This is a genomic window from Stenotrophomonas sp. EMP41, assembly GCF_047495535.1.
Taxonomy (GTDB): Bacteria; Pseudomonadota; Gammaproteobacteria; order Xanthomonadales; family Xanthomonadaceae; genus Stenotrophomonas; species Stenotrophomonas sepilia.
In genome coordinates, this window is record NZ_CP179923.1 from 3,113,886 (window position 1) to 3,128,278 (window position 14,393).

Annotated in this window: 12 protein-coding genes; 3 read left to right on the forward strand and 9 right to left on the reverse strand. The window is 68.1% G+C overall.

What is annotated here, in order from left to right; genetic code table 11:
- The first annotated feature begins 113 nt into the window (after positions 1 to 113).
- The 3 genes from ACMGRF_RS14360 to ACMGRF_RS14370 all read left to right on the forward strand — a co-directional run bounded on the left by ACMGRF_RS14360 (position 114) and on the right by ACMGRF_RS14370 (position 3,293).
- A complete protein-coding gene (locus ACMGRF_RS14360) occupies positions 114 to 671 on the forward strand; it encodes a flavin reductase family protein (protein ID WP_049410618.1) in 558 nt (185 codons plus the stop codon).
- A gap of 34 nt (positions 672 to 705) precedes the next feature.
- Positions 706 to 2,658 carry an acetyl-CoA hydrolase/transferase C-terminal domain-containing protein gene (locus ACMGRF_RS14365; RefSeq protein ID WP_099486095.1) on the forward strand — a complete coding sequence of 651 codons (1,953 nt, stop codon included), beginning with the start codon at positions 706 to 708 and terminating at the stop codon, positions 2,656 to 2,658.
- Between the two features lie 86 nt (positions 2,659 to 2,744).
- Positions 2,745 to 3,293, forward strand: a complete 549-nt coding sequence (locus ACMGRF_RS14370; RefSeq protein ID WP_049411350.1) for an NADAR family protein — start codon at positions 2,745 to 2,747, stop codon at positions 3,291 to 3,293.
- A gap of 115 nt (positions 3,294 to 3,408) precedes the next feature.
- On the opposite strand, the gene tkt is transcribed toward ACMGRF_RS14370, so the two are convergent.
- From tkt to ACMGRF_RS14415, 9 genes are all read right to left on the reverse strand, one after another.
- The gene (tkt, locus tag ACMGRF_RS14375) at positions 3,409 to 5,406 is read right to left on the reverse strand and encodes a transketolase (RefSeq protein WP_134709382.1); all 1,998 of its coding nucleotides are present in this window, start codon (positions 5,404 to 5,406) and stop codon (positions 3,409 to 3,411) included.
- A gap of 126 nt (positions 5,407 to 5,532) precedes the next feature.
- Positions 5,533 to 5,955 carry a hypothetical protein gene (locus ACMGRF_RS14380; RefSeq protein WP_238378513.1) on the reverse strand — a complete coding sequence of 141 codons (423 nt, stop codon included), beginning with the start codon at positions 5,953 to 5,955 and terminating at the stop codon, positions 5,533 to 5,535.
- 77 nt (positions 5,956 to 6,032) lie between these two features.
- A complete protein-coding gene (locus ACMGRF_RS14385; protein ID WP_005418900.1) occupies positions 6,033 to 7,352 on the reverse strand; it encodes a dicarboxylate/amino acid:cation symporter in 1,320 nt (439 codons plus the stop codon).
- Between the two features lie 57 nt (positions 7,353 to 7,409).
- Positions 7,410 to 9,125 carry a BatD family protein gene (locus ACMGRF_RS14390; protein ID WP_180879789.1) on the reverse strand — a complete coding sequence of 572 codons (1,716 nt, stop codon included), beginning with the start codon at positions 9,123 to 9,125 and terminating at the stop codon, positions 7,410 to 7,412.
- Entirely contained in the window at positions 9,122 to 10,960 is a 1,839-nt protein-coding gene (locus tag ACMGRF_RS14395; protein ID WP_180879791.1) for a tetratricopeptide repeat protein, read from the reverse strand. The genes ACMGRF_RS14390 and ACMGRF_RS14395 overlap by 4 nt, the downstream gene beginning before the upstream one ends.
- Positions 10,957 to 11,961: a vWA domain-containing protein gene (locus tag ACMGRF_RS14400; protein ID WP_049438325.1), complete on the reverse strand. Its 1,005-nt coding sequence runs from the start codon at positions 11,959 to 11,961 to the stop codon at positions 10,957 to 10,959. Before ACMGRF_RS14400 ends, ACMGRF_RS14395 begins: the two co-directional genes overlap by 4 nt.
- Positions 11,958 to 12,407, reverse strand: a complete 450-nt coding sequence (locus ACMGRF_RS14405) for a DUF4381 family protein (protein WP_049411369.1) — start codon at positions 12,405 to 12,407, stop codon at positions 11,958 to 11,960. The genes ACMGRF_RS14400 and ACMGRF_RS14405 overlap by 4 nt, the downstream gene beginning before the upstream one ends.
- The gene (locus ACMGRF_RS14410; protein ID WP_134709385.1) at positions 12,404 to 13,333 is read right to left on the reverse strand and encodes a DUF58 domain-containing protein; all 930 of its coding nucleotides are present in this window, start codon (positions 13,331 to 13,333) and stop codon (positions 12,404 to 12,406) included. The genes ACMGRF_RS14405 and ACMGRF_RS14410 overlap by 4 nt, the downstream gene beginning before the upstream one ends.
- 8 nt (positions 13,334 to 13,341) lie before the next feature.
- Positions 13,342 to 14,367, reverse strand: coding sequence for an AAA family ATPase (locus ACMGRF_RS14415; protein WP_049411374.1), 1,026 nt, complete (start codon positions 14,365 to 14,367; stop codon positions 13,342 to 13,344).
- Positions 14,368 to 14,393: the final 26 nt, after the last annotated feature.

Here is a 14,393-nt window from a genome sequence, read left to right on the forward strand (position 1 = left end):
ACATCCGTAATCGATGGTCTGATTACGCGCGTAATCGAATCTCCGGTCAAGCCCCTCGACTCCGGATTCATCGGCTGTGCGCCAGCATCGAGCCCTCCCGGTCGAGGCTTCGGATGAAAGCGCTTCCCAAGAAGGAATTCCCGGTCGAGCAGGCTCGCCGCTTCCTCGAACCCGGCCCGATCGTGCTGGTCAGCACCGCCTGGGGTGGCCGGCGCAACCTGATGACGATGGGCTGGCACATGGTGATGGGCTTCTCGCCGTCGCTGGTCGCCACCTACCTGTGGAATGAAAACCACAGCCATGCACTGGCCGTCGGCAGTGGCGAGTGCGTGATCAACGTGCCCGGCGTGGAACTGCTCGATACCGTGGTGGACATCGGCAACTGCAGCGGCCGTGAGGTCGACAAGTTCGCCCGTTTCCGGCTCGATGCCCTGCCCGCGCGCGAGGTCGGCGCGCCGCTGGTGGGGCAATGCCATTCGTGCTTCGAATGCCGCTTGTACGACGACAGCCAGGTGGCGTCGAGCAATCTGTTCATCTGGGAGATCGTGCGCGCCCATGTTGCGCCCCGGCCGAAACTGCCGCGCACGGTGCATTACCGCGGCGATGGGCAGTTCATGGTGTCCGGCGCAGAAGTCTCGCGTCGACGGCGGTTCAAGCCCGACATGCTGTAATGCCCGCACTCCCCCACACGCAGGACCGCCGCGCATGACCGAACACCTCACCGACCTGGACGCCGCTGTCGACTGGCTGTTTGCGCGCGTGGACGGGCCGCTGCGGATCGGGGCACCGCTGGCACTGGGCAAGCCGCATCGACTGCTCAACGCCCTGTATGCGCGCGTCGAGCACGATCCCTCACGGCCGCTGCAGCTGTATACCGCGCTGTCGTTGAACCCGCCGAAGGCGCGTGGCAACGGCCTGGAGGCACGCTTCCTGGCGCCGTTCGCGCAGCGCCACTTCGGCGACGATTTCCCGCGCCTGGCCTATGCCGATGCGATCGCGCGCGACGCGTTGCCAGCGCACGTGCAGGTGGAAGAGTTCTACATGCAGTCCGGCGCCCTGCTCGGTTCGCGGCAGGCGCAATCCAGCTATACCAGCCTGAACTACACCCACGCCGCCGATGCGGTCGCTCAGCGCGCACCGCAGGTGATCGTGCAGAAGGTGGCGATGCGGCCGAATGACCGTCGGCTTTCGCTGTCGTGCAACAACGACATCACCCAGGACACGCTCGATGCGATGACCGCGCGCGGCCTGCCGCGTCCGTTGCTGATCGCCGAGATCGATCCGCAGCTGCCCTACCTGGCCGGCTCGGCTACGGTCGATGTGTCGTTCTTCGATCTGGTGATCACCCCACCGCCACCGTACCCGGCGCTGTTCGGGCTGCCGCGGCAGCCGGTCGGCGATGCCGACTACGCCATCGGCCTGTATGCCAGCACCCTGGTACGCGACGGCGGGACCCTGCAGATCGGCATCGGCACGCTGGCCGATGCCCTCAGCCATGCGCTGGTGCTGCGCCACACCGACAACGCACGCTACCGCCGCGTGCTGCATGCACTTGATCCGCAGCTGGCCAGCCACCCGCTCGTGCAGGAAATCGGCGGTGTGGATCCGTTCGAGGTGGGCCTGTACGGCTGCAGCGAGATGCTCAATGAGGGCTTCCGCCGCCTGGTACAGACCGGGGTGATCAGGCGCAAGGTGCACGACGACCTGGCGCTGATGCAGCGCATCGAGAACGGCAGCACGCTGTCGATCGACCACGCCACCCTCGCCGCAGAAGGCGAGTACCTGCACGGCGCGTTCTACCTGGGCTCGCCGGAGTTCTACGAGTGGCTGCGCACGCTGCCGGAAGACGAATGCCGTGCGATCGGCATGCGCCGCATCAGCGAGATCAACCAGTTGTATGGCGGTAACGAGGCACTGGAGCGCCTGCAGCGCCGCCATGCGCGCTTCTTCAATTCCTGCATGATGGCTACCGCGCTCGGCGCGGCGGTATCGGATGCGCTGGACGATGGACGCGTGGTGTCCGGCGTGGGCGGCCAGTACAACTTCGTGGCGATGGCACATGCCCTGCCGGAAGCGCGCAGCGTGCTGATGTTCCGTGCCGCACGCGATGACAAGGGCCGTCGGGAATCGAACGTGCGCTGGAACTACGGCCACACCACCATCCCTCGCCACCTGCGTGACATCTACCTCAACGAGTACGGCATCGCCGATCTGCGCGGCTTGACCGACGAAGACTGCGTGCATGCGATGACCGCAATTACCGAAGCGCCGTTCCAGGGCGATCTGCTGCAGCAGGCACAGGCCTCGCGCAAGCTGCTGGCGGCCACGCAACCGGATCCGGAGCGCCAGCAGCGCAACACGCCACAGGCGCTGGCGGCGGCACTGGCACCATTCCGCGCCGATGGCAGCCTGCCGGACTACCCGCTGGGCAGCGATTTCAACGAGATCGAACAGGTGCTGGTCAAAGCGCTGGCCTGGCTGAAGGCCAACACGCAGACCCGCAGCGACAAGCTGCGCACCGTCTGGGCAGCGCTGCGGCAACCGGCCGGCGACGGCGATGCCGTGTACCTGCAGCGCATGGGCCTGCAGGCACCGAAAGATGTCGCCGAACGCCTGGACGCGCGACTGCTGCGCCTGGCGTTGGCACGCACCGCCTGAAAAAAGGGGACGGAGGGGATTAAGTCGTTTGTGCACAAACGACTTAATCCCCTCCGTCCCCTTTTTTGACGCGGTATCCTGTAGCGATGAAAGACGACTCCCGTTTCCTGCGTGACCTGCAGCAGCGCCAGGCTGCAGGCGAAGACCTGCGTTACCTCTGCTTCTGGGGCCACCAGCCGCCGCGTAGCGGGGTTTCCGCGTCCTGTTTCAGCCAGTGGTATGACGCCGGCTTCGAGATCGATCGCGTGCACTACCGCACTGCCGAGCACTACATGATGGCCGGAAAGGCACGTCTGTTCGGCGCCACCGAACTGCTTGAGAAGATCATCGCCAGCACTACGCCGGACAAGGCCAAGGCTTTCGGCCGCCAGATCGAGGGCTTCGATGAAGCGCGCTGGACGCAGTCCCGCTACGACCTGGTGGTGGAAGGCAACAAGGCCAAGTTCGCGCAGAACCCGGAACTGGGAGCGTTCCTGCGCGCGACCGCAGGCTGGGTGCTGGTCGAAGCCAGCCCGGTGGATTTCATCTGGGGCATCGGCCTGGCCAAGGATCACGCCGACGCGCACAACCCGGCGCAATGGCGCGGATTGAACCTGCTGGGGTTCGCGTTGATGGACGTGCGCGACGCGATGTAACGCTCATCCACGCATGGCGTGGATCCACTGGCACGGCGGCCGATTCGTTTCGCCCCACAGAAAAAGGGAAAGGCCGGCTTGCGCCGGCCTTTCCTTCATCACTCCATGTCGCTGCTTACAGCGCCTTGGCAGCTTCCACCACGTGCGCCGTGGTGATGCCGAAGTGCTTGTACAGCTGGTCTGCCGGAGCCGAGGCACCGAAGGTGTCGATACCGATCACCGCACCGTCCAGGCCGACGAACTGGCGCCAGAAACCGGTGACGCCAGCTTCCACGGCCACGCGCTTGCGCACCGCATTCGGCAGCACCGATTCACGGTAGGCCGCATCCTGGCGCAGGAACACGTCGGTGGACGGCATCGAGACCACGCGGGTCTTGATACCGGCCGCGTCCAGCTGGGCCTTGGCTTCGGTGGCCAGCGAGACTTCCGAGCCCGTGGCGATCAGGATCACGTCCGGGGTACCGGCGGCATCGGCCAGCACGTAACCGCCGCGCTCGATCTGGGCGATCTGCTCGGCGCTGCGCGGCTGGTGCGGCAGGTTCTGGCGGCTGAACACCAGGCAGCTCGGGCCGTCCTGACGGGTGATCGCCGCCTTCCAGCTCACGGCCGACTCGACCGCATCGCACGGGCGCCACACGTCGTTGTTCGGGATATAGCGCAGCGAGGCCAGGTGCTCCACCGGCTGGTGGGTCGGGCCGTCTTCGCCCAGGCCGATCGAGTCGTGGGTATAGACGTGGATGGCGTGGGCCGGAATCAGCGCGCTCATGCGCACGCCGTTGCGGGCGTAATCACTGAACACCAGGAAGGTGGCGTCGAACGGAATGAAGCCACCGTGCAGGGCCAGGCCGTTGGCGATGGCGGTCATGCCGAACTCGCGCACGCCGTAATACACGTAGTTGGCGTTGGCGTCGTCGCTGGCAACCGATTTGCTGCCCTTCCACAGGGTCAGGTTGGAGTGCGCCAGGTCGGCCGAGCCGCCGACGATTTCCGGCAGCAGCGGGGCGTAGGCTTCGATGGCCAGCTGCGAGGCCTTGCGCGAGGCGATCGTCGGGCCCTCAGCGGCCACCTGGGCGATGTAGGCATCGGCCTTGGCAACGAAGTCGGCCGGCAGCTCGCCGTGCGAGCGGCGGGTCAGCTCAGCCGCCTCCGCCGGATACTGGCTGGCGTACTTGTCGAACAGCTGTTCCCACTCGGCCTGGCGCAGGGTGCCGGCGCCATTGGCGCGCCAGCCGTCGTAGATCGCCTGCGGGATCTCGAACGGGCCGTACTCCCAGCCCAGCTGCTTGCGGGTGGCTTCCAGCTCGTCCTTGCCCAGCGGGGCACCGTGGCTGGATTCCTTGCCCGCCTTGTTCGGCGAACCAAAACCAATGGTGGTGCGGCAGCAGATCAGGGTCGGCTTGTCGCTCTGCGACAGCGCGGCCTCGATGCCGGCCTTGATGCTGTCCGGGTCGTGGCCGTCAACATCGCGGACCACGTTCCAGCCATAGGCCTCGAAACGCTCCGGGGTGTTGTCAGTGAACCAGCCCTCGACGTTGCCGTCGATGGAGATGTGGTTGTTGTCCCAGAAGCAGACCAGCTTGTGCAGGCCCCAGGTGCCGGCCAGCGAGGCGGCTTCGTGCGACACGCCTTCCATCAGGCAGCCATCACCCATGAACACCCAGGTGCGGTGGTCGACCACTTCCAGCTCCGGGCGGTTGAAGCGCTGTGCCAGCAGCTTCTCGGCCAGGGCGAAGCCCACGGCATTGGCGAAACCCTGGCCCAGCGGACCGGTGGTGGTTTCCACGCCCGGGGTCTCATGACGCTCTGGGTGGCCGGCGGTGTGGCTGCCCAGCTGGCGGAACAGCTTGAGCTGCTCGATCGGCAGGTCGTAACCGCTCAGGTGCAGCAGCGCGTACTGCAGCATCGAACCGTGGCCGTTGGACAGCACGAAACGGTCGCGGTTGAACCAGTGCGGGTTGCTCGGGTTATGGCGGAGGTAGTCGTTCCAGAGGACTTCGGCGATGTCGGCCATGCCCATGGGCATGCCGGGGTGGCCGGACTTTGCGGTTTCAACCGCATCGGCGGCGAGGAAGCGGATGGCGTTGGCCAACTGGCGACGGGTAGGCTGCGTCATGGTTCTGTCGGAATCGGGAGGCGGCCGCGGACGTGCGGGCGGCCTATTGTCCCACAGACCCGGGGCCGGGTTCAGGCGTAGGACCAGATCCCTTGCCAGTGAAAGGGATCTGGTCCCGCCAACCCCTTACTTGGGCGCGGCGGCCTCGATCACGCCACACATCGACTTCTTCTGGAAGTCCTCGCCAGTGGCGTAGGTGGCCGGGGTGGTCTTGGTCACGGTGATCTTGGAACCCTTGCCCTCGGCTTCAACCAGCACGTTCCACGGCAGGGTGGTCTGGCCACCATTGAACTGGACGTTCTGTTCCAGGGTCAGCATGCCCAGGTCCTTGTCCACGCTGGCTACCTTCAGGCCCGACTTCACGCCCTCGATCTGGATACGCTTGAGAGCGTCGGCCGGGGTAACGGTGGGTACCACGTCCCAGGTGGTGAAGGTGCGCCCGGAGAAGAAGCTGCCGGTCTTGGTGTAGTTGGTTTCACAGGCCTTCTGGGCACTGGCGTCGAAAGCCAGCAGGCCCAGGGCGGCGACCATCACGTACGAAATCCTCATTTCTGCTCCCTTTCGCACGGCGCCAATCCCGACGCCTTCCATGCGTCGGGATAGTATCCATGGCATTCAGGGCGCGTTCAATCGAGGGGCGTGCCCAGCGCCGGTCCGTCATGGGACTCGCCCTTGGCCACCAACGTGGTCAGGGCCAGGTCGCCGGTCACGTTCAGTGCGGTGCGGCACATGTCCAGGAAGTGGTTCACGCCCAGGATCAGGCCGATGCCCAGCGGGTTCACACCGACCATCGCGCAGATCATCGCCACCACCGGCAGCGAGCCCGACGGCACGCCCGCCGTGCCGATGCCGCCGAGGATGCAGACCGCCATCACCATGATCTGCTGGCCAATGCTCAGGTCCACGCCAAAGAACTGGGCCAGGAAGATCACCGTCACGCCCTCGAACAGCGCGGTGCCGTTCTGGTTGGCGGTGGCGCCCACGGTCAGCACGAAGCGCGACACGCGCTGCGGCAGGCCCATCTGGTCCGCCACGCGCAGCGCGGTCGGCAGGGTGGCGTTGCTGGAGGCGGTGGAGAACGCCATCACCGTCGCTTCCTGGGTATCGCGGAAGAACGACAGCGGCGAGCGGCCGGACAGCCATACGGCAGTACCGTAGGTCACCACCATGTGCAGGCCGAGTGCCAGCACCACCACGCCCACGTACGCGCCAAGGCGGATGATCAGCTCGAAGCCGAACAGCGCGGCCAGGTTGAACATGAAGCAGGCCACTGCGTACGGGGCCAGCCGGATGACCAGGTTGATCAGGGTCATCGAGATTTCGAACACGCCTTCGATGGCGCGGCGCAACGGGGCGACCTTCTCATTGTCGGTCAGCACCATGCCGATGCCGAACATCAGCGCGAAGAACATCAGCGACAGGATCGCGCCGTTGTCCGACGCGGCCTGCAGCACATTGCTCGGCACGATCGACAGCAGCATGTCCATGCCCTTCGGCGTGCCATGGATGCCAGCGACGATTTCCTTGCTGCGCTCGGCGTTCTCCGACAGCATCATCGCGGCGACCTGCGGATCCACGCCGGCGCCCGGCTTGAGCAGGTTGACCAGCACCAGGCCGATGCCCACGGCAATGCCGGACAGCAGCACGGTATAGGCCAGGGTCTTCCAGCCGATGCGGCCCAGGGCGCGGATGTCGCCCATCTCCGACACGCCCATGATCAGCGCCGAGAAGATCAGCGGCACGATCAGCATGAAGATCAGGTTGAGGAACAGGCCCGACGCCGGGGTGGTGACGTAGTCCATGACCCACTTGGCACCGGCCTGCAGACCATCGACGCTGCCGCCCAGGGCGTGCACGATCAGTCCCAGGACCAGGCCGATCGCAAAGCCGATGCCCATCTTCCAATGCAGGGGCAACTTCTTCTTGTCGGCAGCAGCTGCTGTCATACGCGGGTTTCCTCGAAAAATGAATGCACTCTAACAAAGCGCGCAAGCGGCGCCGGTTCAGGTTCGCCGTGGCGGATAAAGCGGCGCCAGGCCAGTTTCTGCGGCACCCGTAGCGGCCGACCAGTGCGGTCCGTCACGGAAGACCTCACGCAGGCGCGTGCGCAACGGGGCCAGTTCGCCCTGCCCGCCCCAGCGCGCCTGCTGCAGGTCCAGCAACACCTGGCGTTGGGCCGGGTCATCCAGCCGGGCGATCACCTGCTCGATGCGCTCCACGCCCGCCATCGCACACAGACGCGCCTCCACCTGATCGAAACCCTCACCATCCAGCGCGCGGCGCAGTTCGGCCAGGCCGGCACGCCCGCTCACCACGGTCGTCACAGAGGGCTTGCCGGCTGCAGGCGCCGCCGCACGCGGGCGTCGGCCTCGCTGCCAGCCCCACAACAGGGTCAACAGCCACAGCAGTGCCAGGCCGATGGCCGCCGCCATCCATGGCCACGGTCGCTCGGACAGGCCGCTGGCGCGTGGATCGGTCGCGGCGATACGCGCATCCTGTCCATCACTGCCGGGCAGCGCGGCAGCGGTGTCGATCGGTGGCAGCGCTGCCGGCGAGGCAGTGGCGGCGCCGGTACCGGCCGCAACGGCCAGCGTCAGGTCCGGCAGCTTCGCCTCCTGCGCCTTGCCATTGCGCACATCCCACCAGGGCAGGCGCGGCCCCGGCACCACCAGCGAACCCGGCTGGCGCGGCACGATCGAATAGCGGCGGGTGATCTTCAGGCGTGGCGTGCTGCCGTTGAAGGTCTCTTCGTACTGTGCCGGTTCGGCGAACACCTGCGCATTGGCGCCGACATCCGGCACCGGCAGGTCGGTGAACTGCGCGCGCGTTGCGCCTTCGGCAACCGCTTCGACCACCACGTTGGCTGCCTCGCCGGTACGGGCACGGGTGGGCGCGCTGGTGTAGCGCAGCTGCAGGCTCTGCAGGGGCAACCACGGCTGCGGCGCCTGTGCCGGCTGTGCCTGCACCTGCAACGTGCGGTCTGCGCCGGTGGCATTCATGCGGCCGTCGCCGCCGCCGAAGAAGTCATCGAAGAAACCTCCGGCGCTGCGCCCGCTGAAACGCGCACCGGACAGCCGCAACGCGCCGCTGCGCTCGGGGATCAGCAGGAAACGCCGTTCGACCACGTTGTAGCGGCGCCCGTTGACCTGGCGCACATCGGTGCGGTCGTCGCCCACGCGCTGCAACGACGCGCCCGCCGGGGTGTCCAGCACCAGTTCGCCAGAGGCCAGCTGCGAGGCGAAATACAAGCGCACCACCACGCCCACGCTCTGCTGCACATACGGCGTATCGTCATCGACGACGGTTTCGATGAAGGCCATCGCATTGCTGTCCGGCCCGGCCACGGCGGCCGCATCGACCTGCAGCGTCAGCGGCGCGGTTCGCACACTGCCCACCTGCAGGCCCGGTACCACCAGCGCACCACTACGTCGCGGCGTCAGCGCCACCCCATACAGGTTGCGCTGCTGCATGCTGCCATTGCTCCATTCCACCTGGCGGCTGCTGGTCTGGCCGCTCAGGTCGAAGTCGGTGCGCAATGGCGTGAAGTCGGGAGCGCCCTGATCGCTCTCGACATTGAGGGTGACCGTATCACCCATCGCGATGCGGTCGCGATCCAGCCAGGCGCGCGGCTGCGCCCAGGCCAGCAGCGGCAGCCACAGCAACAGTGCCGCCAGTACCGGCAGTGACCAGCGCCCGTGCATGTTGATCGCCCGCGTCATCGCCCTTCCCTCTTCCTGCGTTCGTTTTCCAGCTGGAACTTGGCCCGCAGCAACGCGCCCGGATCATCCGGCACACGCCGCATCCACGCCTCCACCGCCTGTTGCTCCTCGCGCTCGCGCGGCGTGCGGCCCTCACCACCCGGTACGGGTCTGCCGTCCTTGCCGGCCTCGCCCTCGCGTGCCTGCTGCATCGCCTGCTGCATGCGCTGGCGTTGCTGTTCGTCGGCCTGCGCCTGCGCCTTGGCATCTTCCACCTGCGGCGGTGCCTGCTGGCCATCGCGGCCGCGCTCGCCGGGCTGCGGGTTCGACGGGTTATTGTCGTCACCCGCCCTGGGCTGCCCCTGCTGGCCCGACTGCGGCTGGCCCTGGCCTTGATTCTGCTGGCCCTGCTGCGGCTTCTGGCCCTGCGGGTTCTGCTGGCCCGGGGAATCGTTCTGCTGCTTCTGCTGCCCGTTCTGCGGTGGCTTCTGCTGATCCTGCCCTTTGCCACCCGACTGCCTGCGCTTGCGTGCGGCATCGACCACGGCACGGTTGGCGACCGCATCGGCCATGCCGGGATGCAACGCCAGCGCGCGGTCGTAGGCGGCGATCGCTTCGTCATAGTTGCCTTCGCGTGCCAGCGTGTTGCCCAGGTTGTACCAACCGGCATCGTTGTCGATGCCTTCGAACTGTTTGCGTGCAGTGGCGAAGTCGCCGTTGCGGTACGCCTGAACCCCCTCGGCCAGGCGCTGATGCTGCACCTGGTCGCCACGCTTCCACAGCGTGCCCTGCGCGGCCGGCGAAGCGTGCGTCGCAGGCGCCTGCGCCTGTGCGTCATTCATCCACGGCATCATGCCGACCGCAAGCACCGCTGCCAGCACCGTACGACGACGGAAGGCCAGCAATGCCAGCAGCATCACCGGCGGCAGCAACCAGAAGCCTTCGTCACGCCACTGCTTGCCTTCGCCCGGCCGCTGCGCCGCCGTGCCTTCGCGCGCGTCGAGTACACCGAGCGCACGCAGATCGCTGTCATCGGCGGAGATGCGTGCATAGCGGCCGCCACCGGCAGTGGCGACTGCGCGCAGGCTGCTCTCGTCCAGGGCGGCCTGGCGGATCTGTCCGCTGCCATCGCGGTAGGCCGCACCGGCAGGCGTGCCCAGGCCCAGCACCGACACCTGCAGGCCCAGGCTGTGCGCCTGCGCTGCCGCCAGTGCAGCTTCACCATCCGCCTGGTCGCTGACCAGCAGGATCTGCCCCTGCAGCGCACCGATCTGCCGCATCAGCCGTGTTGCCCAGTCGATGCCGCGGTCGGCACGCTGGCCATCGCGTGGCATCACGTCCGGCGACAGCGCATCCAGATACAGCGCAACATTGCTGCCGTCATCAGTCAGCGGCGCCACCGTGTAGGCATCATCGGCATACACCACCAGGCCCACCTGCCCGCCTTGGCGGGCGCGCAGCAGCTCGCCCACTTTCGCGCGCGCCTGCAGCAGGCGCGACGGTGGCAGATCGGTTGCACTGATCCGGCTGGACAGGTCCAGCACCACCAGCAGCGGTGAGCTGGCCTGGAACATCGGCTGCGCCTGCTGCCGCCAGCTCGGCCCGGCCATCGCCAGCGATGCCAGTGTCCAGCCCAGCAGCAGCGCCCATGGCAGGCGCACGCGACGCTTCGCACCCGCAGCCAGCAGATGTGGCAACAGGTGTGCGTCCACCGCCTGCCGCCACGCATCACTGCGTCGCTGCCGGTACAGCGACAGCGCGAGGATGAGGGGAAGCGCCAGCAGCGCCCACAACCACTCCGGTCGCAGGAAGTGCAATGCGCTCCAATCGGGGAGATTGGAAGCAAACGCGATCATCGGCGACGCTCCGGCCACAGCCAGGCCAGCACGCCCAGCAGCAACGCCAGCCCCAACGGCCAGGCATAGCGTTCTTCGCGCGGACGCAGGCTCGGCCCCTTCGCGGCGACCGGCTCCAGGCGATCGAGCTCGGCGTAGATCCCGGCCAGCTGCGCGGTGTCACGCGCGCGGAAGAACTGGCCACCGGTCATGCTGGCGATCTTCTTCAGGGTGGCCTCATCGACCGGGTCCTGGTCGGTGGAAATCGGAATGCCGAACAAGCGCATGCTGCCATCGCCGCCAAATGCGACCGTGTGGATGCGCACGCCCTCGGCGCGCGCCACTTCCGCGGCGCGCAGCGGCTCCAGCACACCGGCATTGCTGACACCATCGGTCAGCAGGATCAGCACGCGCTGCCCCTCCGGCTGGCTGCGCAGGCGCTTGACCGCCAGGCCGATGGCATCACCGATGGCGGTCTCGCGCCCGGCCAGGCCGACCACACTGTCGCGCAGCTGGTCGCGCACGCTGGCCAGATCCGCAGTCAGCGGCGTGAGGGTGTAGGCGCGGTCGCCGAAGATCAGCAGGCCGACGCGGTCACCCGCACGACGATCAAGGAAGTCGGCAAGCACGGCCTTGGCTGCGGTCAGGCGATCGACCGCCTGGCCGCCCAGCACCATGTCGCCCTCGCCCATGCTGCCGGACACGTCCATCGCCAGCATCATCTGCCGCCCCTGCTGCGGAGGCGTGATGGCTTCGCCCAGCTGCTGCGGTCGCGCCAGCGCGATGCACAGTGCACACCACCCCAGCCAAAGCAACAGCGTGCGCAGCCACGACACGTCGACGCGGCCACCACCGGACAGCGCTTCCAGCTCGGCGGCAGCGTAGGGGACGCGTAGTGCAGCACCCGGCGCTGCACGGCGCTTCCACCAGCGCATCAGCAGCGGCATCGGGAGGACCAGCAGGGCCAGCGGCCACGCCAGTTGCAGGTCCGGCCATGGCCAGTAACTTGCCAGCAGGTTCATCGGCGGCGCTCCAGCAGCATCGCCAGGTAGCGTTCGCGGGCCCAGCTGCGTACGGCCGCCACGTCGCGGTTATCGACGCGCGGGCGATAGGCGCCTTCGGCCAACAGGCTGCGGTGGTCATCGGCCAACGTGCGCTGCGGGTCGAGGCGTTGCCACCAGGCGTCATCACGCAGCGATTCGCTGCCCGGCCGTGCATGGCGTGCGGCACGGCGCAGCAGTCCGGCGATGGCCGCCAGCTCAGCCGCAGCGTCGGGAGCGGTTGCCAGTTCCTGATCGAACAGCTGCAACCAGCGCTGGCGACGGCGGCGACGCCGCCACATCAGTACGGCGATCACCAGCAGCACCAGCACGACCGCCGCGCCGATCATCAGGTAACCGGGGGCCGGCGGCCACCAGGAAGGTGCCGGTGGCAACTGCACATCGCGCAGCGGCAGCGCGGCGCTCACGCCGGTACCTCGGTCGGTGACGGCGCCAGCCAGGCGTCGCTGGGCGCATCGGTGGAAAGCACCTGTACGTCGACACGGCGTGCGCCGAGCTGGCGCCGCAGTTCCTGCAGCGGCTCGACGAAGTGTGCCTGCCAGTGCGCCTGCACGTCGCTGCGGCGCAGGTCGAGGCCGATGCGCTGCTGTGCGGTCTGGAACTGCAGCGCCGCCGAGGGGGGCTGCAGTTCCAGCGGATCGACCAGCAGCACCAGGCTGAGGTCGTGATGCTGGGCCAGCGCGCTCCAGCGCGCGGGCGGAATGCGGATGGCCTGCTGCGGATCGGCCAGCACCAGCATGCGCGCGCCTGGGCGCAGCACGCGGCCGGCATGATCCAGCGCGCGCTCCAGGCCCAGATCATCGGCCGGCGGCTGTGCGTACCAGCGGGTCAGCGCGTCGAGCACGCGCAGCACGCCGCGTGGCCCACCCGCGGGGGCGATCGGCGCTTCGCGGTCGCTGCCACGCAGCGCGCCCACGCGGTCGCCACGGCGCTGCGCCGACCACGCGGCAACAGCACCGGCGCGCGCGGCCTGCACCGATTTGAAGCGCACGCGGGTACCGAAGTACAGCGCCGGCGACGTATCGGCCACGATCAGGCTGATCCGCTCGCGCTCGGCCTGGAACAACTTGGTATGGGCGCGACCAGTGCGCGCGGTCACGCGCCAATCGATGTGGCGCGCGTCGTCGCTGGCCACATAGTCGCGCGACTCGGCGTACTCCATGCCGCGGCCGCGCAGCGGGGATGGCGCCTGGCCGGCGTTGCCGGTGCGGCCACGGCGCGGCGGCGGCGGACGCTGTGCCAGCCGGCGCAGCGCGACCAGTTCGGCCAGCTGCGGGCGCAGGCCGTCACCTCCGAGCGCAGACGGTGCCTGTTCCAGGGATGGATCGGTCATGGGCAGGCTCAGGGTGCCGGCACCCGGGCCAGCAGCTCCTGCACCAGCCGCTCGCCATCCCAGCCCTCGGCGGTGGCTTCATAGCTGGGCAGCACGCGATGGCGCAGCACGTCGGCGGCGACCGCACGCACGTCGTCGGGCGTGACGAAATCACGACCGGCCAGCCAGGCGCGCGCACGGGCACAGCGCTCCAGTGCGATGGAGCCGCGCGGGCTTGCCCCCCAGGCGATGCGGCGGCCCAGGCCGGCGTCGTAGCGCGAGGGGTCACGCGACGCCAGCACCAGCTCGATCAGGTAGCGCTCCAAGGCCGGTGCCATGTGCAGGTCCAGCACTTCACGGCGGGCATCGAACACGTCCTGCATCGGCATCTTGTCGGGCGCCGGCGCGGCCTCGCCCAATGCACCACGGGCACGCTCACGGGCCAGCCGCAGGATCTCCGATTCGGCGGCCTGGTCCGGGTAGCCGATGCGCACATGCATCAGGAAGCGGTCCAGCTGCGCTTCCGGCAGCGGGAACGTGCCTTCCTGTTCGATCGGATTCTGCGTGGCCATCACCAGGAACAGCGGCGGCAGCGCATAGGTATGGCGGCCAACCGTGACCTGGCGCTCGCCCATGGCTTCCAGCAGTGCCGACTGCACTTTGGCCGGCGCGCGGTTGATCTCGTCGGCGAGCAGGATCGGGTGGAAGATCGGGCCAGGCACGAACTCGAACCGGCCCTCCTGCGGGCGCCAGATCTCGGTGCCGGTGAGGTCGGCCGGCAGCAGGTCGGGGGTGAACTGCACGCGGGCAAAGTCCGCTTCCAGGCGCGAAGCCAGCGCACGGATCGCCGTGGTCTTGGCCAGGCCCGGTGCCCCCTCCACCAGCAGATGGCCGTCGGCCAGCAGCGCGATCAGCAGGCGTTCGACCAGTGCCGCCTGGCCGACGATCTCGGCCGACAGCGCGTCGCGCAGTCCGGTGAATGCCGCATGCAGGCGGGAGATGGCCGGCGCGGGCGGCGGCGAGATGGTTTCGGGCATCGGCGGTGGCAGGTTCATGGGGGCCTTTGACCGGCGCAGGACGG

Coding starts and splice junctions, on each gene's coding strand:
- ACMGRF_RS14360 (WP_049410618.1), top strand. CDS start 114: ATGAAAGCGCTTCCCAAGAAGGAATTCCCGGTCGAGCAGGCTCGCCGC.
- ACMGRF_RS14365 (WP_099486095.1), top strand. CDS start 706: ATGACCGAACACCTCACCGACCTGGACGCCGCTGTCGACTGGCTGTTT.
- ACMGRF_RS14370 (WP_049411350.1), top strand. CDS start 2,745: ATGAAAGACGACTCCCGTTTCCTGCGTGACCTGCAGCAGCGCCAGGCT.
- tkt (WP_134709382.1), bottom strand. CDS start 5,406: ATGACGCAGCCTACCCGTCGCCAGTTGGCCAACGCCATCCGCTTCCTC.
- ACMGRF_RS14380 (WP_238378513.1), bottom strand. CDS start 5,955: ATGAGGATTTCGTACGTGATGGTCGCCGCCCTGGGCCTGCTGGCTTTC.
- ACMGRF_RS14385 (WP_005418900.1), bottom strand. CDS start 7,352: ATGACAGCAGCTGCTGCCGACAAGAAGAAGTTGCCCCTGCATTGGAAG.
- ACMGRF_RS14390 (WP_180879789.1), bottom strand. CDS start 9,125: ATGACGCGGGCGATCAACATGCACGGGCGCTGGTCACTGCCGGTACTG.
- ACMGRF_RS14395 (WP_180879791.1), bottom strand. CDS start 10,960: ATGATCGCGTTTGCTTCCAATCTCCCCGATTGGAGCGCATTGCACTTC.
- ACMGRF_RS14400 (WP_049438325.1), bottom strand. CDS start 11,961: ATGAACCTGCTGGCAAGTTACTGGCCATGGCCGGACCTGCAACTGGCG.
- ACMGRF_RS14410 (WP_134709385.1), bottom strand. CDS start 13,333: ATGACCGATCCATCCCTGGAACAGGCACCGTCTGCGCTCGGAGGTGAC.
- ACMGRF_RS14415 (WP_049411374.1), bottom strand. CDS start 14,367: ATGAACCTGCCACCGCCGATGCCCGAAACCATCTCGCCGCCGCCCGCG.